23 protein-coding genes are annotated in these 23,969 nt (G+C 70.6%); 13 read left to right on the top strand and 10 right to left on the bottom strand.

What is annotated here, in order from left to right; all coding sequences use genetic code 11:
- Window positions 1-121 precede the first annotated feature (121 nt).
- On the top strand, window positions 122-541 hold the full coding sequence (locus AB0I51_RS00690) for an ATP-binding protein (RefSeq protein WP_362969962.1): 420 nt from the start codon (window positions 122-124) through the stop codon (window positions 539-541).
- Between the two features lie 59 nt (window positions 542-600).
- On the opposite strand, the gene AB0I51_RS00685 is transcribed toward AB0I51_RS00690, so the two are convergent.
- A complete protein-coding gene (locus AB0I51_RS00685) occupies window positions 601-1,722 on the bottom strand; it encodes an ABC transporter substrate-binding protein (protein WP_362969960.1) in 1,122 nt (373 codons plus the stop codon).
- Window positions 1,723-2,056: 334 nt separating this feature from the next.
- Between AB0I51_RS00685 and AB0I51_RS00680 the strand changes: the two genes are divergently transcribed.
- The 6 genes from AB0I51_RS00680 to AB0I51_RS00655 all read left to right on the top strand — a co-directional run bounded on the left by AB0I51_RS00680 (window position 2,057) and on the right by AB0I51_RS00655 (window position 8,601).
- The gene (locus AB0I51_RS00680; protein ID WP_362969958.1) at window positions 2,057-3,109 is read left to right on the top strand and encodes a LacI family DNA-binding transcriptional regulator; all 1,053 of its coding nucleotides are present in this window, start codon (window positions 2,057-2,059) and stop codon (window positions 3,107-3,109) included.
- Window positions 3,106-4,635, top strand: coding sequence for a sugar ABC transporter ATP-binding protein (locus AB0I51_RS00675; protein ID WP_362969956.1), 1,530 nt, complete (start codon window positions 3,106-3,108; stop codon window positions 4,633-4,635). The genes AB0I51_RS00680 and AB0I51_RS00675 overlap by 4 nt, the downstream gene beginning before the upstream one ends.
- On the top strand, window positions 4,625-6,583 hold the full coding sequence (locus tag AB0I51_RS00670; protein WP_362969954.1) for a substrate-binding domain-containing protein: 1,959 nt from the start codon (window positions 4,625-4,627) through the stop codon (window positions 6,581-6,583). Before AB0I51_RS00675 ends, AB0I51_RS00670 begins: the two co-directional genes overlap by 11 nt.
- 47 nt (window positions 6,584-6,630) lie before the next feature.
- Window positions 6,631-7,533: a ribokinase gene (locus AB0I51_RS00665; protein WP_362969952.1), complete on the top strand. Its 903-nt coding sequence runs from the start codon at window positions 6,631-6,633 to the stop codon at window positions 7,531-7,533.
- Window positions 7,530-7,919: a D-ribose pyranase gene (gene rbsD, locus AB0I51_RS00660; protein WP_362969950.1), complete on the top strand. Its 390-nt coding sequence runs from the start codon at window positions 7,530-7,532 to the stop codon at window positions 7,917-7,919. Before AB0I51_RS00665 ends, rbsD begins: the two co-directional genes overlap by 4 nt.
- A gap of 304 nt (window positions 7,920-8,223) precedes the next feature.
- Window positions 8,224-8,601: a DUF937 domain-containing protein gene (locus AB0I51_RS00655; protein WP_362969948.1), complete on the top strand. Its 378-nt coding sequence runs from the start codon at window positions 8,224-8,226 to the stop codon at window positions 8,599-8,601.
- A 97-nt stretch (window positions 8,602-8,698) separates the two neighbouring features.
- On the opposite strand, the gene AB0I51_RS00650 is transcribed toward AB0I51_RS00655, so the two are convergent.
- From AB0I51_RS00650 to AB0I51_RS00635, 4 genes are all read right to left on the bottom strand, one after another.
- A complete protein-coding gene (locus AB0I51_RS00650; RefSeq protein ID WP_362969946.1) occupies window positions 8,699-9,055 on the bottom strand; it encodes a hypothetical protein in 357 nt (118 codons plus the stop codon).
- Window positions 9,056-9,326: 271 nt separating this feature from the next.
- Window positions 9,327-10,127 (bottom strand): sugar phosphate isomerase/epimerase family protein, encoded by an 801-nt coding sequence (locus tag AB0I51_RS00645; protein ID WP_362971097.1) that lies wholly within the window; start codon window positions 10,125-10,127, stop codon window positions 9,327-9,329.
- A gap of 35 nt (window positions 10,128-10,162) precedes the next feature.
- Complete coding sequence (locus AB0I51_RS00640; protein ID WP_362969944.1) at window positions 10,163-11,314, bottom strand: dihydrodipicolinate synthase family protein; 1,152 nt, start codon at window positions 11,312-11,314, stop codon at window positions 10,163-10,165.
- Window positions 11,311-12,468 (bottom strand): Gfo/Idh/MocA family oxidoreductase, encoded by a 1,158-nt coding sequence (locus tag AB0I51_RS00635; RefSeq protein ID WP_362969942.1) that lies wholly within the window; start codon window positions 12,466-12,468, stop codon window positions 11,311-11,313. The genes AB0I51_RS00640 and AB0I51_RS00635 overlap by 4 nt, the downstream gene beginning before the upstream one ends.
- 227 nt (window positions 12,469-12,695) lie before the next feature.
- Here AB0I51_RS00635 and AB0I51_RS00630 point away from each other — a divergent pair, with 227 nt between their 5' ends.
- From AB0I51_RS00630 to AB0I51_RS00615, 4 genes are all read left to right on the top strand, one after another.
- Window positions 12,696-13,742, top strand: a complete 1,047-nt coding sequence (locus AB0I51_RS00630) for a LacI family DNA-binding transcriptional regulator (protein ID WP_362969940.1) — start codon at window positions 12,696-12,698, stop codon at window positions 13,740-13,742.
- 122 nt (window positions 13,743-13,864) lie between these two features.
- Window positions 13,865-14,671 (top strand): DUF4253 domain-containing protein, encoded by an 807-nt coding sequence (locus AB0I51_RS00625; RefSeq protein WP_362969938.1) that lies wholly within the window; start codon window positions 13,865-13,867, stop codon window positions 14,669-14,671.
- Between the two features lie 91 nt (window positions 14,672-14,762).
- Window positions 14,763-15,704 (top strand): bifunctional helix-turn-helix transcriptional regulator/GNAT family N-acetyltransferase, encoded by a 942-nt coding sequence (locus tag AB0I51_RS00620; RefSeq protein WP_362969936.1) that lies wholly within the window; start codon window positions 14,763-14,765, stop codon window positions 15,702-15,704.
- A gap of 17 nt (window positions 15,705-15,721) precedes the next feature.
- Window positions 15,722-16,522: a sugar phosphate isomerase/epimerase family protein gene (locus tag AB0I51_RS00615; RefSeq protein ID WP_362969934.1), complete on the top strand. Its 801-nt coding sequence runs from the start codon at window positions 15,722-15,724 to the stop codon at window positions 16,520-16,522.
- A gap of 19 nt (window positions 16,523-16,541) precedes the next feature.
- Here AB0I51_RS00615 and AB0I51_RS00610 read toward each other — a convergent pair whose 3' ends face one another.
- Genes AB0I51_RS00610 through aroA form a run of 3 tightly spaced genes read right to left on the bottom strand, consistent with a single transcriptional unit; the run spans window position 16,542 to window position 18,989 of the window.
- Entirely contained in the window at window positions 16,542-17,114 is a 573-nt protein-coding gene (locus AB0I51_RS00610) for an alpha/beta hydrolase (RefSeq protein WP_362969932.1), read from the bottom strand.
- Window positions 17,111-17,740, bottom strand: a complete 630-nt coding sequence (locus AB0I51_RS00605; protein ID WP_362969930.1) for a GNAT family protein — start codon at window positions 17,738-17,740, stop codon at window positions 17,111-17,113. Before AB0I51_RS00605 ends, AB0I51_RS00610 begins: the two co-directional genes overlap by 4 nt.
- Before the next feature lie 10 nt (window positions 17,741-17,750).
- Window positions 17,751-18,989 (bottom strand): 3-phosphoshikimate 1-carboxyvinyltransferase, encoded by a 1,239-nt coding sequence (gene aroA, locus AB0I51_RS00600; protein ID WP_362969928.1) that lies wholly within the window; start codon window positions 18,987-18,989, stop codon window positions 17,751-17,753.
- Window positions 18,990-19,408: 419 nt separating this feature from the next.
- Between aroA and AB0I51_RS00595 the strand changes: the two genes are divergently transcribed.
- Both AB0I51_RS00595 and AB0I51_RS00590 read left to right on the top strand, forming a co-directional pair.
- The gene (locus AB0I51_RS00595; protein ID WP_362969926.1) at window positions 19,409-21,193 is read left to right on the top strand and encodes a glycoside hydrolase family 3 protein; all 1,785 of its coding nucleotides are present in this window, start codon (window positions 19,409-19,411) and stop codon (window positions 21,191-21,193) included.
- A gap of 112 nt (window positions 21,194-21,305) precedes the next feature.
- Window positions 21,306-21,932: a hypothetical protein gene (locus tag AB0I51_RS00590; RefSeq protein WP_362969924.1), complete on the top strand. Its 627-nt coding sequence runs from the start codon at window positions 21,306-21,308 to the stop codon at window positions 21,930-21,932.
- Window positions 21,933-21,968: 36 nt separating this feature from the next.
- On the opposite strand, the gene AB0I51_RS00585 is transcribed toward AB0I51_RS00590, so the two are convergent.
- The gene (locus AB0I51_RS00585; protein ID WP_362969922.1) at window positions 21,969-23,384 is read right to left on the bottom strand and encodes a S28 family serine protease; all 1,416 of its coding nucleotides are present in this window, start codon (window positions 23,382-23,384) and stop codon (window positions 21,969-21,971) included.
- A gap of 96 nt (window positions 23,385-23,480) precedes the next feature.
- Entirely contained in the window at window positions 23,481-23,873 is a 393-nt protein-coding gene (locus tag AB0I51_RS00580; protein WP_362969920.1) for a hypothetical protein, read from the bottom strand.
- Window positions 23,874-23,969 lie beyond the last annotated feature (96 nt).

Here is a 23,969-nt window from a genome sequence, read left to right as displayed (position 1 = left end):
CTGCGGAAACACCGGGACACCGGAAGCGCACCACTCCGTCCTGCCACGACGGCTGTGGCAATGCCACCGCTCGCAACCCCCGCGGCCCTCCGAATCCCCACCACCGAACCGGAGTTGACGCATGCCCGAAAGCCCGATCCCACCCAGCCCCTGGGAGTACTGCCTCTGCGTCCCGAACGACCCGCGTGCCGTCACCGTCAGCCGCCGCACCCTCCGGCTGATCCTCACCATGCACGGTCTGATCCGGCTGGCGGACACCGCCGAGCTCCTCGCGACGGAGCTGGTCGCGAACGCCGTACAGCACACGAAGGGGCCCGCCGCCCTGCGAGTCGAATGGTCCGACGGAGTCCTCCGGCTCGGGGCCTGGGACGCCGACCCCGAACCGCCGGACCCGCCACGGTCGTTGGAGGAACTCGGCGACGCGGAGGACGGGCGCGGTCTCGCGCTGGTCCGAGCCTGCGCCGATCAGTGGGGCTGGCAGCCGCTGTCCAGAAACGGCAGCCAGGGGAAGCTCGTGTGGTGCGAGCTCGGCGCCGCTTGAGCACTGGTCTGCCGGGACTGCCGGACTGCCGCGCAGGGCGCGCCAGTTCAGGGGACGGATCAGACGTTCACACCAGCCCGCCCCTCCTGCAGGAGCGCACCCGAAGCCGGCCGGCATCCGCAACTCCGAGCCGCAGCGCGGTAATAGCCGAGGTCGTACAACCCGCCCTGCGGCGAGGCGAGCAGATCAAGGTCCTCCGGTAGCTCGAAGCCGTTGAACTCGGCACGCAGTTCCAGCACGTTACGGAAGCCCGCCGGGCTCAGGGCGGCGCGTCTGGAGAGACCGTCGGCGGCGACGTCGAGGTCGTATATCTTCGCGGCGAGCTCGGGCGAGGTCTCGTCGTCCACCAGTAACTGAACGGCCGCGTCACGGTGGCGTCGGTCGAACACCCACGTCATGCCGCGAATGAAGGCTCGGAGGAAGCGGACGGCCGTGCCGGGGTTGTCCTTGAGCCAGCCGCGACTCGACGCGAGCATTCCTCCCTGGTACGGCTGGACGGTGTCCGCCACGACCCCGATGACCGGCAGGCCGGCTTCCCTGGCGCGCACCACGCCTTCGGCGTTGATGATGGCCGCTTCCCACAGCCCGTCGAGCAGGCCCTGAAAACGTGCCGGTGTGCTACCGGCCGAGATCAGCGTGTAGTCCGTTCCGGCGACCAGTCCGGCGTTGAGCATGATCTTCTCGGCGGGCAGCCCGAATCCGGAGTGCGGGACGTCGACCCCCACCCGCCGATGCCGCAGGCTCTCCGCCGTCGGGTACCCGGCCGCCCCTACGAGCGCCAGCCCCAGGCCGAGGTCGTGCGCCGCGACGATGACGTTGTCCAGGATCCGCCCAGCCGGATTGCCCGGGTTCAACTGGTAGTTGATGGCGTTGTCCGTCGCGGAGACGATGAATTCGATCTCGCGCTGGTCGACCTGGATGAACGTGGGGCGGGACGACACGAACTGCGCGTAGTCGACGTCGAGGTTCTCCTCGACGAAGTACTGGTTGGCGATGGCCGCCAGAATCGGCAGCGATCTCGAAGCGGAGCGGACACGGACCAGGGGCGGGGCCGTAGCGGCGAGTGCGGCCGGGTCGGCAGAGGGGCCGGCGGCCCACGCCTTCGCGCCCGGGACCAGGGCGCCCGCCGAGGCGGAGGCCAGCAGAACGAAGGATCGTCGCGAGAGATTTCCGAGCGCCATGCCGGCCAGCTCCTGTCGAGAGTGACTCCGCGATACGCGGAACAGACGCGCCCGTGCCAAGGAGGGATCGGGCAGCTCACACCCGGGTCTGCCCGCCAGGTCAGGAGAGCGGGTCACCCCGGACAACAGGGCTGATTCGCGTCTTGTTGATCAGGCGGCGTTGGCGTTCAGGGCAGCCCGATCAGCACGGCCAACCATCACCGCGAGCCGTCCCGCGAACCACCGGGCTCCACCGGGCACCGTTCATCACAATCCGGTCACAGCCCCTTGTTAACTTGCATGTAATCGATTCCAATCCTCGATGTAATCGATTCCACGAGGAGGTGGAACGGCGATGGCAAGCATCAAGGACGTCGCTGCCGAGGCCGGGGTTTCCGTCGCCACGGTGTCGCGTGTCCTGAACGACCATCCGTCGGTCAGCGACGACGCACGTACCCGCGTGCTGGCCGCCGTAGAGGCGCTGGACTACCGTCCGAACGCCGTCGCCCGTTCCCTGCGCACCGATCAGACCCGCACCCTCGGGCTGGTCATCAGCGACGTGCTGAACCCCTACTTCACCGAGCTGGCCCGCTCCGTCGAGGAGGAGGCCCGCGCGCTGGGGTACAGCGTGATCATCGGGAACGCCGACGAGCGGCCCGAGTTGCAGGACCACCACGTGCGGACGCTGCTGGACCGTCGTATCGACGGGCTGCTCGTCTCCCCCACCGACGGCGGCTCCCCCGGGATGCTGGACGCCGCGCGGGCCGGCACCCCCATGGTGTTCGTCGACCGGTGGATCCCGGGGCTGGACGTGCCCGTCGTGCGGGCCGACGGGCGGGCCGCGATCCGGGATCTCGTCGCACATCTGCACGGGCTGGGGCATCGCAGACTCGCCATCATCGCGGGGCCCGCTGCCACCACGACCGGCAGTGAGCGCGTCGACGCGTTCCGGGACGCGCTCGCCGAGTACGGGATCCCCCTCCCCGACGCCTACATCGGGCAGGGCGACTTCCAGGCCGAGAGCGGGCGGCGGGCCACCGAGGGCTTCCTGGATCTGCCCGAGCCGCCCGAGGTCGTCTTCGCCACCGACAACCTGATGGCGCTCGGAGCCCTGGACGCCGTACGGGCGCGTGGGCTGCGGGTTCCCGACGACCTCGCGCTGGCCGCGTTCGACGACATCCGGTGGTTCGTGCACACCGATCCGCCGATCACCGCGATCGCCCAGCCGACCCCCGAGCTGGGGCGGGCCGCCGTGCGCGCCCTGGTCGACCGGATCGAGGGGCGGGTGCCGGAGTCCGTCACCCTTCCCGCCCGGCTCGTCGTGCGCCGCTCGTGCGGTGAGCCGGGCCCCGCGCAACCCCCGGTTCCAACTGCCCCTGTTCAAACTGTTCGAAGGAGCAAGTCGTGAGCAACGACGACGAGTTGCTGCGCATCGAGGGCATCCGCAAGACCTTCCCCGGTGTCGTCGCGCTGGACGGCGTCGACTTCGATCTGCGCCGGGGCGAGGTCCATGTGCTGCTCGGTGAGAACGGCGCCGGCAAGAGCACCCTCATCAAGATGCTCTCCGGTGCCTACCGTCCCGACGGCGGCCGCATCCTGGCCGGTGGCGAGGAGGTGCGCATCCACAGTGCGCAGGACTCCGCGCGGCTCGGGATCGCCACCATCTACCAGGAGTTCAACCTCGTTCCCGATCTGACGGTCGCCGAGAACATCTTTCTGGGGCGGCAGCCGCGCCGGCTGGGGATGATCGACCGGAAGCGGATGGAGGCCGAGGCCGCCGTTCTGCTGGAGCGCGTGGGTGTGAACGTGTCACCGCGCGCCCGTGTGCGTGAACTCGGCATCGCGCGGCTCCAGATGGTCGAGATCGCCAAGGCGCTGAGTCTCGACGCGCGTGTGCTGATCATGGACGAACCCACCGCCGTCCTCACCTCGGAAGAGGTCGAGAAGCTGTTCTCCATCGTGCGTCAACTGCGCGCCGACGGCGTCGGGATCGTCTTCATCACCCACCACCTGGAAGAGATCGCCGCCCTCGGCGACCGCGTCACCGTCATCCGGGACGGGAAGTCCGTCGGGCAGGTGCCTGCCTCCACCCCCGAGGACGAGCTCGTACGACTCATGGTCGGGCGGTCCATCGAGCAGCAGTATCCGCGTGAACGGGCCGACACCGGCGCCGCGTTGCTCTCCGTCGAGGGGCTCACCCGGGACGGTGTCTTCCGCGACATCAGCTTCGAGGTGCGGGCCGGTGAGGTAGTCGGCATCGCCGGGCTCGTCGGGGCGGGTCGTACCGAGGTCGTACGGGCTGTCTTCGGGGCCGACCCGTACGACCACGGGGCCGTGAAGGTCGGCGGTTCCGCGTTGCGCGGGCACGACGTCAACGCGGCGATGACCGCAGGGATCGGGCTCGTGCCCGAGGACCGCAAGGGTCAGGGGCTCGTCCTCGACCAGTCGGTGGAGGAGAACCTCGGGCTCGTCACCATGCGGGCCGCCACCAAGGGCGGTCTCGTCGACCTCAAGGGGCAGCGCGAGGCCGCCGGGCGGATCGCGAAGCAGCTGGGTGTGCGGATGGCCGGACTCGGCCAGCAGGTACGGACGTTGTCCGGCGGCAACCAGCAGAAGGTCGTCATCGGCAAGTGGCTCCTCGCCGACACCAAGGTGCTGATCCTCGACGAGCCGACGCGCGGGATCGACGTCGGCGCCAAGGTCGAGATCTATCAACTCATCAATGAACTCACGGCCGCCGGTGCCGCCGTACTCATGATCTCCAGTGATCTGCCCGAGGTCCTCGGCATGAGCGACCGGGTGCTGGTCATGGCCCAGGGGCGCATCGCGGGTGAGCTCTCCGCCGAACAGGCCACGCAGGACTCCGTGATGGCACTCGCCGTCAGCACACCGACCCAAGCAACTACCGCTGTGGAGGGCCACCGTGGCCACTGAAACGCTCAAGAGCACGCCGGGCGCGAGTGGCGCCTCGGGGATCCGCCGACTGCTCCTGGACAACGGGGCGCTGACCGCGCTCATCGTCCTCGTCATCGCCATGTCGGCGCTGTCCGGCGACTTCCTGACCACCGACAACCTCCTCAACGTCGGTGTCCAGGCGGCTGTCACCGCCATCCTCGCCTTCGGTGTCACCTTCGTGATCGTCTCGGCGGGCATCGACCTGTCGGTCGGTTCCGTGGCGGCCCTCTCGGCCACCGTGCTGGCCTGGAGCGCCACGCAGCACGGCGTCCCGGTCGTCCTCGCCGTCGTCCTCGCGATCGCCACGGGCATCGCGGCGGGTCTCGTCAACGGTTTCCTCATCGCCTACGGCAAACTGCCGCCGTTCATCGCGACGTTGGCGATGCTGTCGGTGGCGCGCGGGCTGTCGCTGGTGATCTCGCAGGGCTCCCCGATCGCCTTCCCCGACTCGGTCTCGCACCTCGGTGACACGCTGGGCGGCTGGCTGCCGGTGCCGGTCCTGGTGATGATCGTGATGGGGCTGATCGCCGCCTTCGTGCTCGGGCGGACGTACATCGGCCGGTCCATGTACGCGATCGGCGGCAACGAGGAGGCCGCGCGGCTCTCGGGGCTGCGGGTCTCCAAGCAGAAGCTCGCGATCTACGCCCTGTCCGGTGTGTTCGCCGCCGCCGCGGGCATCGTCCTCGCCTCCCGGCTCTCCTCCGCGCAGCCGCAGGCCGCCGACGGCTACGAGCTGGACGCGATCGCCGCGGTCGTCATCGGCGGCGCCTCCCTCGCGGGCGGCACCGGCAAGGCGTCCGGCACGCTCATCGGCGCACTGATCCTCGCGGTGCTGCGCAACGGCCTCAATCTCCTTTCGGTGTCGGCGTTCTGGCAGCAGGTCGTCATCGGTGTCGTCATCGCGCTGGCTGTCCTGCTGGACACCGTGCGACGCAAGGCGGGCGCAACTCCCGTCTCCGGTACGGGCGTCGGCGGTAGCGGTGGCGGACGGGGCAAGCAGGCGACCACGTACGCCCTCGCCGCCGTCGTCACGGTCGCGATCGTCGGCGCGACCTCCTTCCTGCACAACGACTCCTCCACGACGTCGAAGCCCAAGCTCGGTCTGTCGCTCTCCACGCTCAACAACCCGTTCTTCGTGCAGATCCGGTCCGGTGCGCAGGCCGAGGCGAAGAAGCTGGGCCTGGACCTGACGGTGACGGACGCGCAGAACGACGCCTCCCAGCAGGCCAACCAGCTGCAGAACTTCACCAGTTCCGGCTACGGCGCGATCATCGTCAACCCGGTGGACTCGGACGCGGCGAGCAACTCCGTGAAGGCCGCCGACAAGGCGAAGATCCCGGTGATCGCGGTCGACCGCGGCGTCAACAAGGCGGCCGTGGACACGCTGGTCGCCTCCGACAACGTCGTGGGCGGTGAACTCGCCGCCAGGACCGTCGCCGAAGAGCTGGGTGGCAGCGGCAAGATCGTCATACTCCAGGGCCAGGCGGGTACTTCGGCGGCGCGCGAGCGGGCCGAGGGCTTCGCCAAGGGGCTGAAGGCCTACCCCGGCATCCAGGTCCTCGCCCAGCAGCCGGCCGACTTCGACCGCACCAAGGGCCTCGACGTGATGTCGAACCTGCTCCAGGCGCACCCCGACGTCCAGGGCGTCATCGCGGCCAACGACGAGATGGCCCTCGGCGCCATCAAGGCTCTCGGTTCCAAGGCGGGCAGGTCGGTCTCGGTCGTAGGCTTCGACGGCACGCCCGACGGGCTGACCGCGGTCAAGCAGGGGACGCTGTACGCGTCCGTGGCGCAGCAGCCGAGCCAGTTGGGCAAAATCGCCGTGGACAACGCGCTGCGCGCGGCTCAGGGCAAGAAGGTGGAGACGACGGTGAAGGTGCCCGTGAAGGTGGTCACCAAGGAGAACGTGGCCGGCTTCACCGGCTGACAGCGCACAGGTCACCGCACCAAGTCACCACTGTGGGGAGTCAATTGATGTACGACTACGACCTGCTGGTCGTCGGATCGGCCAACGCCGACCTCGTGATCGACGTCGAGCGGCGGCCGGGCGCCGGCGAGACGGTCCTCGGTTCCGACCTGGCCGTCCACCCCGGCGGCAAGGGCGCCAACCAGGCGGTCGCCGCCGCCCGGCTGGGAGCCCGTACGGTCCTGCTGGCCCGGGTCGGCGACGACGCGTACGGCAGGCTGCTGCTCGACTCGCAGCGGGCCGCCGGGGTCGACACGGTGGGCGTGCTGGTCGGCGGGGCGCCGACCGGGGTCGCGCTGATCACGGTGGACCCGTCCGGCGACAACAGCATCGTCGTGTCGCCGGGGGCCAACGGGAAGCTTTTCCCGGTCGACATCCAGGCCGCCGCCTGTCTCTTCCACGCCTCCCGCGTGGTCTCCGTGCAGCTGGAGATCCCGCTGGAGACGGTCGTGGAGGTCGTACGGAGTCTGGCGCCCGACAGCAGGTTCGTGCTGAACCCCTCGCCGCCCCGGCCGCTGCCGTCCGAAGTCCTGGCGGCCTGCGACCCGTTGATCGTCAACGAGCACGAGGCGAAGGTGATCCTCGGGGACGCGTGTGTGAGCGAGCGGCCCGAGGACTGGGCGCGGATCCTGCTGGCGAAGGGGCCGCGTTCGGTGGTCGTGACGCTGGGTGCGGAGGGGGCGTTGGTGGCGTCCAAGGACGGGGTCACCCGGGTGCCGTCCGTGAAGGTGGACGCCGTGGACACGACGGGTGCGGGCGACGCGTTCACCGCGGCGCTGGCCTGGAAGCTGGGCACGGGTTCGTCACTGGCGGAGGCGGCATCGTACGCGGCGCGGGTCGGGGCGGCGGCCGTCACCGGGAAGGGCGCCCAGGAGTCCTTCCCGACGGCGGACGAGGTCTCGGCACTGTGAAGAAGGCAGGGATTCTCAACCGCCATCTCTCCGGCGCGCTGGCCGAGTTGGGGCACGGGGACGGGGTGCTGGTGTGCGACGCCGGGATGCCGATCCCGGCCGGCCCCCGGGTGGTGGACCTGGCGTTCCGGGCCGGGGTGCCGTCGTTCGCGGAGGTGCTGGACGGACTGCTGGCCGAGCTGGTGGTGGAGGGCGCGACGGCGGCGCGCGAGATCCGCGGCGCCAACCGGGCCGCCACCGCCCTCCTCGACGCCCGATTCCCCGACCTCGATCTCGTCTCCCACGAGAAGCTCAAGGAGCTGTCGGCGGGTGCGCGGCTGGTCGTGCGGACGGGCGAGGCACGGCCGTACGCGAATGTGCTGCTGCGGTGCGGGGTGTTCTTCTGAAAGCGCGACAATCCGGGCGGATGTGTGACGCTCTGCACGGCCGGGTGCCGGGCGAACGAACACAGGGACGACGCAGGGACGGCACAAATTCGAGGGGGCCCGGTCCGTCGACCAAGCCCCCTCGGGTTTTCCCCTCCAACATCAGAACCCCCGCGATCCCCCCAGATCCCCCTCCAAGAGTCCTGATGCCTAGTACGACCCGCGGACTGCGCGGAGGGTTGTACGGCGTCTTGAGAATTTTTCAAAACGGCTGCCGGCCTGCCCCCAGGTGCCGACGAAACCGGACGGACGTAGCGTTTCAGGCATGAGCGAAGACTCTGCTACAGCCTTCCAGGGCGACGTCCTCGACGAGCTGGGCGACGCGAAGGTCCAGGAGATCGCGGGCCTGCTGGGGACGGACGAGGCGGGCGCCAGGGAGGTCGTCGGTACGACGGTCTCGGCGCTGTCCGGCGAGGCGGCGACCGTCGAGACGCCACAGGAGGCTCCCCTCCAGGGCGTGGCCACGCTGGGCGGTTTCGCGACCGGCGGGCTCATGGCCGGGGTGCTGGCCAAGGCGGCCAAGCCGGTGGCGAAAGCGGTCGCCAAGAAGACGGGCCTGCCGCCGGCGACCGTCACCAGGGTCGTCGAGATGCTGATCCCGGTGGTGCTGGCGGTACTGACGAAGCGGGCGGCGAAGAAGTAGGGCGGGCGGGTACGGCATACTCCTGACCTCCTGCCCCACCCCGGATCGAACGGGGTGGGGCAGGGCTCAGGGGTGTTTCAGCGCGGTACGGCAGGCGTCAGCGGACGGTGACCGAGACGGCCTTGGAGACGGTGGTGCCGTCCTTGACGCGCAGGACCGAGACGCCCTTCTTCTGGAACTTGTCGGCCAGCTTGTACGCGCCGTGGTTGACCTTGGCGGTCACCGGCAGGGACTTCCAGGTCGCGCCGGTCTTGACCTGGAGCGTCACCTTGCTGCCCTCCTTCAGGCGGGCGGTCTTGCCGGTGAAGGTGACCACGTCACCGGGCTTCACGGTGGTGTGGTTGGCCTTGAGCGTGATGCTCGGCGCCGGGGCGGGCGCGGCTACGGCGGCGGTGGCACCGACGGCGACGAGCGCGGCGGAGGCCAGGGAGACGGCGGCGATACGCACGTTCACAGATAACTCCTTGTTTTGTTTCTCGAATTACTTCTCTAATGCACCTCTCAGGCTTCTCTCATACGAGAAAAAGCCCGGAAGGCCGCGCTTCCGGGCTTTATCCCAGCCCCGCGGCGAGCACGATCCTATAGACACGACCTGGGGTTATGCGGTTCCGGAAGTCTCCGGAAAAGCCGAATCGACAGGTCAGTCACAGGAATTGCGTGCACCGCACGGGCCGTGATCTGCATTTATATAAAGGAGCTGTGTGAAGGTGGCTCTCACATTTTGGCTACCGGAGCACGTGCTCCACGAACCGTGCCGCCGTCTCCGCCAGCACCTCGCGGCCGTCCCGTGCCCACAGGCCGTCGTTGAACAGCTCGACCTCGATGGGGCCGGTGTATCCGGCGGCCTCGACGCACGACTTCCACTCCCGCATGTCGATCGCGCCGTCCCCGATCTGCCCGCGGCCGTTGAGGACGCCCTCCGGCAGCGGGGTGGTCCAGTCGGCGAGCTGGAAGGTGTGGATACGGCCGCCCGCGCCCGCCCTGGCGATCTGTGCCGGGGCCTGGTCGTCCCACCAGATGTGGTACGTGTCCACCGTGACGCCGACCTGCTGGGCGGGGAACCGCTCCGCGAGGTCGAGGGCCTGGGTGAGCGTCGAGACCACGCAGCGGTCGGAGGCGAACATGGGGTGCAGCGGCTCGATGGCCAGCCGTACGCCCCGTTCCTCGGCGTAGGACCCCAACTCGCCCAGCGCGTCGGCGATCCGCTCCCGCGCGCCGTGCAGGTCCTTGGAGCCGGCCGGCAGACCGCCGGACACCAGCACGAGGGTGTCCGTGCCGAGTGTGGCCGCCTCGTCGACGGCCTTCCGGTTGTCGTCCAGGGCGCGGGCGCGTTCGGCCGGGTCGAGCGCCGTGAGGAAGCCGCCCCTGCACAACGTTGTCACCGCGAGGCCCGCGTCGCGGACCAGCTTCGCGGTGGCCTCCAGGCCGTAGGACTGGACCGGCTCGCGCCACAGGCCGACGCCCGGGACGCCCAACTCAAGGCAGGCGTCCACCAGTTCCGGCATGCTCAGCTGCTTCACCGTCATCTGGTTGATGGAGAAGCGGGACAGGTCGGGATCGCTCACTGGGTCACTCCGTACAGGGCGAGCAGGTTCTTCATCCGTTCCTCCGCGAGCTTCGGGTCGGGGAACAGGCCCAGGCCGTCGGCGAGTTGGTAGGCGCGGGCGAAGTGAGGGAGGGAGCGGGCCGACTGGAGGCCGCCCACCATCGTGTAGTGCGACTGGTGGCCCGCGAGCCAGGCCAGGAACACCACGCCCGTCTTGTAGAAGCGGGTCGGGGTCTGGAAGAGGTGGCGGGACAACTCGACCGTCGGATCGAGGAGTTCACGGAAGCCTGCCGTGTTCCCGGTGTCCAGGACGCGGACGGCCTCCGCCGCCAGCGGGCCGAGCGGGTCGAAGATGCCGAGCAGGGCGTGGCTGAAGCCCTGGTCGTCGCCGGCGATCAGCTCGGGGTAGTTGAAGTCGTCGCCGGTGTAGCAGCGGACGCCCTGGGGCAGTCGGCGCCGGATGTCGATCTCCCGCTGAGCCTCCAGGACCGACACCTTGATGCCGTCCACCTTGTCGGGGTGGGCCGCGATGACGTCGAGGAAGGTGTCGGTGGCCGCGTCCAGGTCGGACGAGCCCCAGTAACCCTCCAGCGCCGGGTCGAACATCGGGCCGAGCCAGTGCAGGACGACGGGCTCGGACGCCTGGCGGAGCAGGTGGCCGTAGACCTCAAGGTAGTCCTCGGGGCCCTTGGCGACGGCCGCGAGCGCGCGGGACGCCATCAGGATGGCCTGCGCGCCCGACTCCTCGACGAGGGCCAACTGCTCCTCGTAGGCGGCCTGTACGTCGGCCAGGGTGCCGCCGGTGATCTGGTCGGTGCCGACACCGCAGGCGATCCGGCCGCCGACCGTCTTGGCCTCGGCGGCACTTCGGCGGATCAGCTCGGCCGCGCCCGCCCAGTCCAGGCCCATGCCGCGCTGGGCGGTGTCCATCGCCTCGGCGACCCCGAGGCCGTGGGACCAGAGGTGGCGGCGGAAGGCGAGGGTGGCGTCCCAGTCGACGGCGGCGGGCGAGTCGGGGCTCGTGTCGGCGAAGGGGTCGGCGACGACGTGGGCCGCCGAGAACACCGTACGAGAGGTGAAGGGGGTGCCGGCGGTGACGGCGAGGGGTTCGGACCGGGGCTCGTAGGCCCTCAAGACCCCACCGGTGCCCGGGAGTTGGATGGTCACAGCGAGATCTCCGGGACGTCGAGACGGCGGCCCTCGGCGGAGGACTTCAGGCCCAGCTCGGCGAGCTGGACGCCACGGGCGCCGGCCAGGAGGTCCCAGTGGTAGGGGGCGTCGGCGTAGACGTGGCGGAGGAACAGCTCCCACTGCGCCTTGAAGCCGTTGTCGAACTCGGTGTTGTCGGGGACCTCCTGCCACTGGTCGCGGAAGACCTCGGTGGCGGGGAGGTCCGGGTTCCAGACCGGCTTGGGGGTGGAACTGCGGTGCTGGGCACGGCAGTTGCGGAGTCCGGCGACGGCCGAGCCTTCCGTCCCGTCGACCTGGAACTCGACGAGTTCGTCGCGGTTGACGCGGACGGCCCAGGAGGAGTTGATCTGGGCGATGGCGCCGCTGTCGAGCTCGAAGATGCCGTAGGCGGCGTCGTCGGCGGTGGCGTCGTAGGGCTTGCCGTTCTCGTCCCAGCGCTGCGGGATGTGGGTGGTGGCGATGGCCTGGACGGACTTGACGCGGCCGAACAGCTCGTGGAGGACGTACTCCCAGTGCGGGAACATGTCGACGACGATGCCGCCGCCGTCCTCGGCGCGGTAGTTCCACGACGGGCGCTGGGCGCTCTGCCAGTCGCCCTCGAAGACCCAGTAGCCGAACTCGCCCCGGATGGAGAGGATCCGGCCGAAGAAGCCGCCGTCGATGAGGCGCTTGAGCTTGAGCAGGCCAGGGAGGAACAGCTTGTCCTGGACGACGCCGTGCTTGATGCCTGCGGCGTCGGCGAGACGGGCCAGTTCCAGGGCGCCGTCGAGGCCGGTCGCGGTCGGCTTCTCGGTGTAGATGTGCTTGCCCGCCGCGATCGCCTTCTTGAGCGCCTCCTCGCGGGCCGAGGTGACCTGGGCGTCGAAGTAGATCTCGACGGTCGGGTCGGCGAGGACCGTGTCGACGTCCGTGGAGATGTTCGCCGGGTCGAGCCCGTGCTGCTCGGCAAGCGCCTTCAGCGCGTGCTCGCGGCGGCCGACGAGGATCGGTTCCGGCCACAGCACAGTTCCGTCGCCGAGGTCTAGACCACCCTGCTCCCGCAGTGCGAGGATCGAGCGGACGAGGTGCTGTCGGTAGCCCATGCGCCCGGTCACGCCGTTCATGGCGATACGCACCGTCTTGCGTGTCACGTGTTTCCCTTCGTCCGCATACGTTTCAACAACGCAGCAAGCGCTTTCTACATATGCAGAAGCTAGCCTTTGCACACAGGTCTGTACAAGACCGTGATGGGGTCAAGTTGTTCGAGGGGGCGAACGACGGGGGTCTATGGCCTTATCGTCTGCTCGGACGGGGGCTTCCTTTGAGCAGCCTATGCACAACGGCGTACGACAAGATGCGCGACCGGAGGACGAACGACATGACGGTGACCCTGGCGGACGTGGCGGCCCGCGCCCAGGTCTCCCCCGCGACGGTGTCGCGCGTACTGAACGGCAACTACCCGGTCGCGGCCACCACCCGCGAGCGCGTGCTGCGGGCGGTCGACGAGCTCGACTACGTCCTCAACGGTCCCGCGAGCGCGCTCGCGGCGGCCACCTCCGACCTGGTCGGCATCCTGGTCAACGACATCGCCGACCCCTTCTTCGGGATCATGGCGAGCGCGATCCAGTCGGAGATCGGGGGGCCGGGCGGGCGTGCGGGCGGGGAGCGGCTGGCCGTGGTGTGCAACACAGGGGGCTCCCCCGAGCGTGAGCTGACGTATCTGACCCTGCTGCAGCGGCAGCGGGCGGCAGCCGTGGTCCTGACCGGCGGCGCCATGGAGAACGCGCCGCACGCGGCTGCCGTGGCGGCGAAGCTGCGGAAGCTCGGCGAGGCCGGGACGCGGGTGGTGCTGTGCGGGCGCCCGCCGGCGCCGGACACCGGGGCGTTCGCGCTGACCTTCGACAACCGCGGGGGCGGGCGGGAGCTGACCGAGCACCTGATCGGCCTCGGCCACCGGCGGCTCGGCTACATCGCGGGCCCGGAGGAACGGACCACGACCCGGCACCGGCTGGAGGGCCACCGGGAGGCACTGGCCGCGCACGGCATCACGGAGGACCCCCGCTGGACCGTGCACGGGCGCTACGACCGGCGGTCCGGCTACGAGGCGACGCTCGAACTGCTGCGCCGCGACCCGTCGTTGACGGCCGTGGTCGCGGCGAACGACTCCGTCGCGGTGGGGGCGTGCGCGGCCCTGCGGGAGTCGGGGCGGCGGATCCCGGACGACGTCTCGGTGGCCGGCTTCGACGATCTGCCGTTCAGCGTGGACGCGGTGCCTTCTCTTACGACGGTGCGGCTGCCGCTGTCGGAGGCGGGGGCGCGGGCCGGGCGGATCGCGATGGGGCGGGAGGAGCCGCCGCCGGGCGGGATCGCCACGGTGCGGGGGGAGTTGATGGTGCGGGGGTCTTCCGGGGCGCCTCGGAAGTAGCGCCGCCGGGGGGATCTGCTTCAAAAAGTGTGTCACTTTCAACGGGTAGTGTCACACTTTTTCAGGACACCGGTCGCCCCGCGGCCGACCTCGTTGTCAGTGCCTCCCCCTATCGTCCGGCCATGGTCTTCCCACTGCCCGGCGAACTGTCCCTGTCCCCCGGTCGCTTCGAGACCCGAGGGGAGGTGGAGGTCTGGTTCGCAGACGAACTGCCGGACGATCTGGTGAAGTTGTGGCCGCGACTGCTGGAGCGGGCCGAGGTCGGCGGGCTGTACCCGTTCATCTGCTGGCGCGATGACCCTTACCGGCCCGAGGACTTGAGCGAGGTCGACGCGATTCGGCTCGATGCCGTGCTCGCGGCGGACTTCGCCGAGTACCGGCGCCGGCGGCTGCCGTACTGGTCGAGTCCGCCGGCGGCCGATGTCCTGCCCCACGACGACGACCCGGACGACATCGCACCCTGGCCGCACGATCCCGGGCCGCCCTTCGAGACCTGGCCCGGGCTCGCGCCGGCGGAGCCGGTGACCGATGGCGGGCTGAGCCCGGCGGAGACCGCCGGGTGGACCGTGGCCGAGTTGCTCCGCACCGAGCCCTTCGTGCGCACCTGCCAGCTGGCCATGGTGCCCGCCCGCCGCAGCGCCGACGTGCCGGCGATCGTCGGGTGGTCGGCCGGGGCTCCGCTTCCGCTGCTGTGCGCGCTGCTGCGGAGCTGGGAGGAGCGGTTCGGGGCACGGGTCGTGTCCGGGTTCGGGGGCGCCCTGACCGTGTCGGTCGCCCGGCCGCCCCAGGACCTCCCGCAGGCCGGACGGCTCGCTCTGGAGCATGTGCTGACGACCGCCGACAACATCGTGGACGATCCGCCGACACCGTTCCCGGAGTACGCGGGCGAGCTTGTCGGGCGCCACGAGTGGCGGTTCTGGTGGGACTAGCCCGTTGCCTTGCCCACCCCGGAGGGCTACCGTCAGAACCGCAATACCTCTGACTGAGTCAACTACCCTGAGCGACCACCGGGGATCGATCATGACCGTCCAGGACATCCGCGCCTTCAACCGCTTCTACACGAACGTCATCGGCGCCCTCGACTACAGCCGCCACCTCTACGCCCCCTTCACCCTCACCGAGTCCCGCGTCCTGTACGAACTCGCACACTCCCCGCACACGGACGCGGCCGACCTCCGTTCCGAACTCTCGCTGGACGCCGGATACTTGAGCCGGATCCTGAACCGGTTCGAGCAGGACGGGCTGATCGAGCGGGCACCCTCGCGACGGGATCCCCGGCGGCGGCAGATCACGCTCACCGCGCGCGGGCGGGAGACCGCCGACCTGCTGGCCGAGCGGGCGGACGAATCCGTCGGCGCGCTGCTCGCGAGCGTGCCGGCCGCCGACCGACCCCGACTCTCCGAGGCGCTGCACACCGTACGCACCATCCTGTCGCAGGACACCGACGGTCACCGATCGAAGCCCGAGGACGTCGTGCTGCGGGAGCCCGGGCCCGGTGACCTCGGGTGGATCGTGCAGCGCAACGCGGCGCTCTACGCCGCCGAGTACGGCTTCAACGCCGACTACGAGGGGCTGGTGGCGCGGATCGTCGCCGACTTCGCCGAGGACCACGACCCGCATCTGGAGCGGGTGTGGATCGCGGAGCTGCACGGGCGGCCGGTGGGGTGTGTGATGTGCGTGCGGGACGACGCCCCGGGGGCCGCGCGACTGCGGCTGCTGCTCGTCGAGCCGGATGCCCGGGGGCTTCGTATCGGGGACCACCTGGTCTCTGCGGTCGTCGAGTTCGCGCGCGGTGTCGGCTACCGCGACCTCGTGCTGTGGACCAACGACATCCTCGGCGCCGCCCGCCGCATCTACCAGCGGCACGGTTTCGTCCTCGTCGCCGAGAAACCCCACCGCTCCTTCGGCCAGGACCTCGTCGGCCAGGACTGGCGCCTCGACCTGCACGCAACCGGAGAGTGACGAGTAGTGTCGTGACCATGAAGCTCGCCTTCTCCACTCTCGGTGTCCCAGGGCTCCCCGTGGCCGACGTGCTGCACCTCGCCGTCACCCACGGCTACCACGGCGTGGAGCTGCGCGCCCACCCCGAGGAGCCCGTGCACCCCGGCATCGGCACCGCCCGACGGGCCGAGGTGGTCGCCGAGTTCAAGGCGGCCGGGGTCGAAGTCCTGGGCCTCGCCGGGTACGCACGCGTGGCCGCGCCGGGCGACGACGCCCCCGTCCTCACGGAGATCCGCGAACTCCTGGAACTGGCACGGGACCTGGGCGCACCCTTCGTCCGTGTCTTCCCCGGCGGAGGCACCGAACAGTCCGCCCACGAGGCCGACGCGACCGCCGCCCGGCGCCTGGGCACGGCGGCGGAATGGGGCGCCGACCTCGGCGTACGGATCCTGCTGGAGACCCACGACTCGCACCGCACCGGCGCCGACGCGCTCCGCGTGCTCGGCCCGGTCGGGCACCGGCAGGTGGGCGCGCTCTGGGACGTCATGCACACCTGGCTGGGCGGCGAGCAGCCGGCGGAGACACTGGCCGCGCTGGGCCCTTACCTCGGATACGTCCAGGTCAAGGACATCGCGTCGCCCGACGACACCACCCCGCTGCCACTCGGCGCGGGCGTCCTGCCGCTCGCCGAGTGCGTGGAACTCCTGACCCGGCACGACTGGGACGGCTGGCTGTGCTGGGAGTACGAGAAGCGCTGGTACGAGACCGCCGCCCCACTCCCCGAGCTGCTGGCCGCCGGTCATGACCATCTGGCGCGGCTGCTCAACGACTCGGCGTAGCTCCGCCGCGCGTACGACGTCATCGAGCCGTGAGCGGCGCCGTCCCGTCCAGGCACCACTCCAGTACGGCCGGCCAGGACCCGTACCCCGCGTTCAGGTCCAGGTGGCCCGCGCCCGGGATGATCTCGGCGGGGATGCCGAGCGGGTCGCCGAAGACCGTGCGGGCGCCTTCCGGGCAGTACGGGTCGTCGTCGCCGGCGACCAGCCGGGTGGTTCCGGGGAGCGTCAACTCGGCGGTGGGCGGCGCGAATTCGGCGATCTCGGGATGCTGTACGACGACGGAGGCGGACGGCGGTGCGACCAGCAGCACCCGGTCCGCGTCACCGTCCCGGACCACCCCTCGGGCGACGGCGTGCAGCCACAGCAGGGCGGAGGCGCTGTGCGCGAGGACGACCCGCTCGCCGTCCGGCAACTCCCGCACATACCGGGAGAGTTCGCCGAGCCACACCTCCAGGTCGGGGTCGTCGGCGTCGGGCAGCTGGGGGTAGGTCACGTGGTGGCCGAGTGCGCGCAGCCGGTCGGCGAGCAAGTGCTGCCAGTGGCCCTCGGGGCGGTGGTTCTGCCAGCCGTGGAGGACGAGGTAGGCGGTCATGACGTCGATACTCCCCGTGCCACCCGCTTCTCCAACTCCGCCCGGCACACCTCCCACTCCTCCGCCGTGATCGAGTAGATCGCGGAGTCGCGCAGCCGCCCGTCCTCGCCCGGTGCCCAGGAGCGGGACCAGTTGCGCAGGACGCCCTCGAAGCGGGCGCCGACGCGCTGGATCGCGGCGCGGGAGCGGTCGTTGCGGGCGTCGGTCTTGAGGTCGACCCGGGAGACGTGCCACTCCTCGAAGGCGTGCCGGAACAGCAGGAGTTTGGCCTCCGCGTTGATGCCGGTGCCCTGTGCCGAACCGGCCAGCCAGGTGAACCCGACCTCGACGGCGTCGAGTTGATCGTCCGTCAGCCAGCAGCGGGGTTCCCAGTAGGCCGTGGCACCGACCGCCCGACCGGTCGCCGTCGAGATCTGGGCGTAGGGCGCGAGCATGCCCGTGGCCGCGCGGGCCAGCTGCGCGTCGATGTACGCGCCCACCTGGTCCGCCCTCGGCACCCAGGTGAACGCGTACGACCCCCGGTCCTCCTCCGCCGCCACCGCCAGATCGGCCGTGTGCCGGTGGTCGAGCGGCTCCAGCCGCACCGACTCACCTGTCAGGACCGGTGCCTTCAGTTCGAACCCCACACTGATCCCCTCATGTCGGCAACTGCCCCCGCAGCGCCCCGAACGCCTCGTGGAAACCCGGGAAAGTCTTGCGTACGCACCCCGGGTCGTCGAACGAAATACCCGGCACCCGGAGCCCGGTCACCGCGAAGGACATGACGACGCGGTGATCACCGTAGGACTTGATTTCCGCACCGACGGGGGTCGAACTCGGGCGGATCTCGATCCAGTCGTCCCCCGTCGCCACCTCGACGCCCAGCCGCCGGAGGTTCTCCGCGCAGGCCTCCAGGCGGTCGCACTCCTTGACGCGGGTGTTGCCGACGTCCTCGATGCGGACCGGGCCGGAGGCGAAGGGGGCGATCGCGGCCAGGGTCGGCATGGTGTCCGAGATGTCCCGCATGTTGACCGTGAGGCCGCGCAGTTCGCCGGTGCCGCGCACCCGGGTGCCGTGCGCGTCGGTCTCCACCTCCGCGCCCATGCGGCGCAGTACGTCGACGAAGCCCAGGTCGCCCTGGAGCGCGCCGGTGCCGAGCCCGGGGACGGTGACCTCGCCGCCGGTCACGGCCGCCGCCGCGAAGAAGTAGCTCGCGGTCGAGGCGTCCGGCTCGATGTCGTAGGTGGTCGCGGTGTAGCCGCCCGCCGGGACCACGTAGACCGTGCCCTCCCTGCGCACCGCCACGCCGAACGCCCGCATCATCGCGAGGGTGATCTCGATGTACGGCGCGGAGACGAGGTCCGTGACCCTGATCCGCAGGCCCTTCCTGGTCAGCGGGCCGAGGAGGAGCAGGGCGGTCAGGTACTGCGAGGACAGGCCGGCGTCGAGCACCACCTCGCCGCCCTCGACACCGGACGCCTCGACGCGCAGCGGGTGGTGGCCCTCGGCCTCCTCGTGGCGCAGTTCCACGCCCAGGTCGCGCAGGGCACGGGTCAGGGGGAGCAGCGGCCTGCGGCGCATCTGCGGGGACGCGTCGAAGCGGAAGCTGCCGTGCCCGGCCGCCGCGAGGGTGGGCAGGAAGCGGGCCGTGGTCGCACCGTCCCGGCAGTACACGTCGGCCTCGGTGACCGCCGGCCCCTGCGGGCGGCCGTCGATCTGCCAGGCGTCGGGGGTCCGGCCCACCCGGTAGCCGAGCCGCGTCAGTCCCTCCGCGAAGCCCTCGGTGTCGTCCGAGCGGAGCGGACGCCGGAGGGTGGTGACGCCGTCGGCCGCGGCGGCCAGGAAGAGCGCGCGGGCGGTGACGGACTTGGAACCGGGAATGTCGACTACGGTCATGCCCTCATGATCGGGCGGCGACCGCCCGCCGCGCCGGGACGTCCACGGGATGGACGGCCTCCGTTCGCGCGCGCGTACCTGTGCGTGACCGCATCCGTCCCGTTGTGCACGGGTTCACCAACTTCCGGGAATCCGCCCGCGGACGGGAACCCGGGCCCGTTCACCTCCGTCCAACCGGCATGCTGCCGGATGAGTCTCCGCGGTACGGCGTCGGCCTCGCTGCTGGCTGCGAATGCTGACCAACCCTCTCTCCGTACCGCGGCCGGCAGCAAGCCGTCATCGGCGCGCCCCCCTCCAACTGCGCCGATGGCGGCCTCTCCTCAGGTTTACTGTGCGCTCCCTTGACTGGCAGAAACTTCCCGGATACTGCTGAAAGCTCGGAAGTTTCCTTCATCGGACCACCTCCGGAAGGAGCGCACGTGCCCTCCAGACGTACCGTTCTCGCCGCGACCATGGGCGTCACGGCGTCCCTCGCGGTCGGCTCCCCCGCCCACGCCGACGACACCGCACTCCGCTCGCTGATCTCCCGCATGCCCCTGGAGGAGAAGGTCGGCCAGCTCTTCGTGACGCGGGTCTACGGCCACTCCGCCACCGCCCCCGACCGGGCGGACGCCGACGCCAACCTGAGCGAGCTCGGGGTGCGCACGGCCGCCGAGCTGATCGCGAAGTACCGGGTCGGCGGGATCATCTACTTCAGCTGGGCGCACAACACCCGCGATCCGCACCAGATCGCCGACCTCTCCAACGGCATCCAGAAGGCGTCGCTCGGCCGGCCGCGCGGGCTGCCCGTACTGATCGCCACCGACCAGGAGCACGGCATCGTCTGCCGGATCGGCAGGCCCGCCACCCTCTTCCCGGGCGCGATGGCGCTCGGCGCCGGCGGCTCCCGCACCGACGCCCGCACGGTCGGCCGGATCTCCGGCGCCGAACTGCGCGCGATGGGCGTCAACCAGGACTACTCCCCCGACGCCGACGTGAACGTGAATCCGGCCAACCCGGTCATCGGCGTACGGTCCTTCGGCGCCGACCCGGACGCGGTGGCCGGGCTGGTCGCGGCCGAGGTCACGGGGTACCAGGACAGCCGGGTCGCGGCGACCGCCAAGCACTTCCCCGGACACGGGGACACCGCCGTCGACAGCCACACCGGGTTCCCCGTCATCACACACAGCCGCGAACTGTGGGGAAAACTCGACGCCGTGCCCTTCCGGGCCGCCGTCAAGGCCGGGATCGACGCGATCATGACCGCGCACCTCAAGGTCCCGGCCCTCGACGACTCCGGCGACCCGGCCACCCTCTCCCACCCGATCGTCACCGGCGTCCTGCGCGACGAACTCGGCTACGACGGCGTCGTGGTCACCGACTCGCTGGGCATGGCGGGCGTCCGCCAGAAGTACGGCGACGACCGCGTGCCGGTGCTCGCACTGAAGGCCGGGGTCGACCAGCTCCTCGACCCGCCCTCCCTGGACATCGCCTGGAACGCAGTCATCACGGCAGTGCGAAAAGGGGAGTTGACCGAGGCGCGGATCGACGAGTCGGTGCTGCGGGTGCTGCGGCTGAAGGCGCGGCTCGGACTCTTCAAGGAGCCGTACGTCAGCCGGGCGGGCGTGGACCTCGTGGTCGGCAGCGCCGAACATCTCGCCGCCGCCGACCGCGTCGCCGAGCGGACCACCACCCTGCTGGTCAACCGGGCGGGGCTGCTCCCACTGTCCCGTCGCACGCACGGGAACGTCCTGGTCGTCGGCGCCGATCCGGCCTCCCCGTCCGGTACGACGGGCCCGCCCACCGGTGTACTGGCCGCCGCGCTACGGGAGTTGGGCTTCACCACGACCGTCCTGTCCACCGGCACCGCCCCTTCCGCCGAGACCGTCAGCAAGGCCGTGGCGGCGGCACGGGCGGCGGACGCGGTGGTGGTGGCGACCTACAACGTCACCGCGGCCGACCCGCAGAAGACCCTGGTCGAGCAACTGGCCGCCACCGGGACACCGGTCGTGGCCGTCGCCGTCCGCAACCCCTACGATATTGCCCAACTGCCCGCTGTCCCCGCCTACTTGGCGTCCTACTCCTGGACCGACGTCGAACTGCGGGCCGCGGCACGGGTGATCGCGGGCCGGGTGTCCCCGCGCGGGAAGCTCCCGGTGGCCGTGCAGCGCGCGGACGACCCGGCGCAGGTGCTGTATCCGGTCGGTCACGGACTGTCGTACTAGAGGTACGTTGCCCACCCGTCCCATCCCCGCCAACTGGCCCAAAGCCCCCCGCACCGCTGGCGTGCGCCCGCCGCCGCGCGTCACGCTGGGCGGGGGCATTCCGGGGGGAACGATGGGTGAGAGATGGAGCGCCGGGGCGGTGTGCGCGCTGCTCGCCGCCCTGCTGACCGGCTGCTCGTCCACGGGCGGCTCCGACACCGGTGACGGCAGCCCCGGCGCCAGGGCCGCCGAGTCCTCGACCACCCAGCCCTCCGGCTACGGCGCGGTGTTCCTCGGCGTCGACGAGTGCAGTTCCTTCGGTACGACGAGTTTCACCGAGGTGTCCTGCACCAGCGAACGGGCCGCCGCCCGGGTCATCGCCCGCTACGACGGCGCTGTGAGCAGCGGCCCCGGCTGCCCGGCGACCACCGACTTCGTGCTCCACATCAGCGCGCAGGGCACCCCGGGCACGCGCCGCGACAGCCCCGTACCGAAGGGGTACGCCTGCATGCGCAACCTCGAACCCCCGCATCCCGGCGACCCGGGTGGCGGGGGCGGGCCGCGCACCATCGTCGGCGACTGTGTCTACGGCTCGGGCAGCGGCCAGGTCCGGGAGACGGCGTGCGACGGCTCGGGGCAGAAGAAACCGCAGTACAAGGTGGTCAAGGCCGTGCTCAAGCGGGCGAGTTGCCCGGCCTCGACCGCCCTGTACGTCCAGCTCGGCGGCAGCCGGCCGGTGGGCTGCGCCCGGCCGGTGTAGTCGAACGACCACCAACGGCCGGGCGCGGCACGGGTGTTAGGGGCGCAGTGTCGGCTCGCGCTCGACGCCCTGCCGGTCCAGCCTCGCGTCGTACGGTGCCAGCGGCTTCGCCTGTGCCGTCGTCGCGGCGGGGACACCGGCCCAGGCCAGGATGCGGGCGGTGGCCAGCGCCTTCTGGTCGGCGGTCAGGGCCGCGACGTTCGCGCCGTGGTTGAGACCGGGCGCGGTGAAGACGTACGAGTCCTTCGCGCTCTTGCCGACGGCGAACCGCTCCGCGCCCCACGGGTCGTTCTGGCCGTAGACGAAGAGCATGTGGTCGGCGTGGTGGCGGACCCAGCTGTCCACGTCCCGCATCGCGCCCGGCTGGAACTTCATCGGGATGGAGCGCGGGACGAAGTTGCGGGGCGGCTGGTAGCCGTAGCGGACGTACTTCCTCTCGATGTACGGGAACTGGACGGTGGGCGCGCCGAGTTGGGTGCCCGCCTGGTAGTAGTACGGGGTGTACGGGGACAGGCCCTGGTCGGTGTAGAAGGAGAAGCCGGAGATCGTGTCGACCGAGGTCCAGATCTCGTCGTCGGTGGCGGTCGCCGCGTTCGCGGGGATGGAGTCGCAGTCGGAGAGCAGGCTGTACTGCCAGAAGCCCCAGACGTAGTCGAGGACGACGGCCTCGTAGGCCTTGTCCAGGCTGCCGACGGTGGTGAAGGTGTAGCCGTTCTCCGCCGCGTAGGCCGCGTACTTCTGCTCCAGCGGCTCCCGGCGCACCAGCGCCTCGCGCTGTACGGCGTCCAGGCGGTCGCGGCACTCCTTGGTGCCGACCTTGGTGAAGAAGCGGTCGTAGGCCGAATCCTCGTTGTTCACCACGTCGTTGGGGGCGACGTAGGCGACGACGCCGTCCATGTCGCGGGGGTAGAACCGCTCGTAGTAGGTGGCGGTCATGCCGCCCTTCGAGCCGCCGGTGGCGATCCAGTTCTTGGTGTAGATCGGCTTGAGTGCCTTGAAGACGCGATGCTGGTCGCCGGCCGCCTGCCGGATGTCGAGCTTGGACCAGTCGGCCGGTTCGGGCCGGGACGGCGTGAAGTAGCGGTATTCCAGGGAGACTTGGTTGGCGTCCGCGATCCGGGTCGGTTCGCTGCGGCTGGGGGTCGTGGAGACGTTGTAGCCGCTGGTGTAGAAGACCGTCGGGCGCGAGACGTCCTTGTGCAGCACGGTGATCCGCTGCTGGAACGTGCCCTTGGAGGGGTGCCGGTGGTCGATCGGCTGGGTGTAGTTCAGGACGAAGTAGCGGTAGCCGGTGTACGGCTTCTCCTGGACCAGGCTCATGCCGGGTATCGCCAGCAACTGATCCTTGATGTCCGTGACTTGGCGGGCCTGGGCGGCGGTGGCCACCCCGGCCGTGCTCAGTGTGCCTATGAGCACGGTGAGCGCCAGCAGCCATCTGAGCGCCTTGCGCATGCAATCTCCCCTGTGAGGCAGTTGTGAACCGGAAGCTATCCGAGCAACTACCGTCACACCAGAGGGGGTTGTTCACTCAGGGCACTGGCCGGCGGTTCAGCACAGGATCCAGCCGGAGCTGACCGAGCCGCCGGCGACCGCGCCCTTGATCCGTACGCACCGGTGGCCGGCGTGCACGGTGACCGGTCCGGCCCTGCGGATGTACCGCCCCTTGTCGACGACCGGGCGGTTGCCGCGGGCCTGGACGCTGACCGACATCGTGCGCTTGGCGCCGGTGTTCTTGGGGGCGGTGTAGGCGCAGATGTAGTCGCCCCGTCTGAAGACATGGACGGTGCCGGTGGAGAAGGGCAGCGTCGCCACCTCCCGGCCCGGGCAGACCGTGGCCGCCTGGGCACTGCCCGGGGCCGCGAGCGCGAGCAGTCCGGACGCGGTGAGCACGGCCGTGCCGAGCGCCACCCGCCGTCGTAGCGCACCCATGTCCACAGTCATCCCTCCCGCACAGCAGCCGAACAGCGTACTGATGTACGGACGCAAGACGTATGTCGAACGGTTGCGCACCCCTCGGCGGGCCGTACCCGCCGCCCC

This window comes from Streptomyces sp. NPDC050549 (genome assembly GCF_040655035.1).
GTDB lineage: Bacteria > Actinomycetota > Actinomycetes > Streptomycetales > Streptomycetaceae > Streptomyces.
Note: the sequence above shows the minus strand (reverse complement) of the source record. Positions and strands in the feature narration are given on the sequence as shown.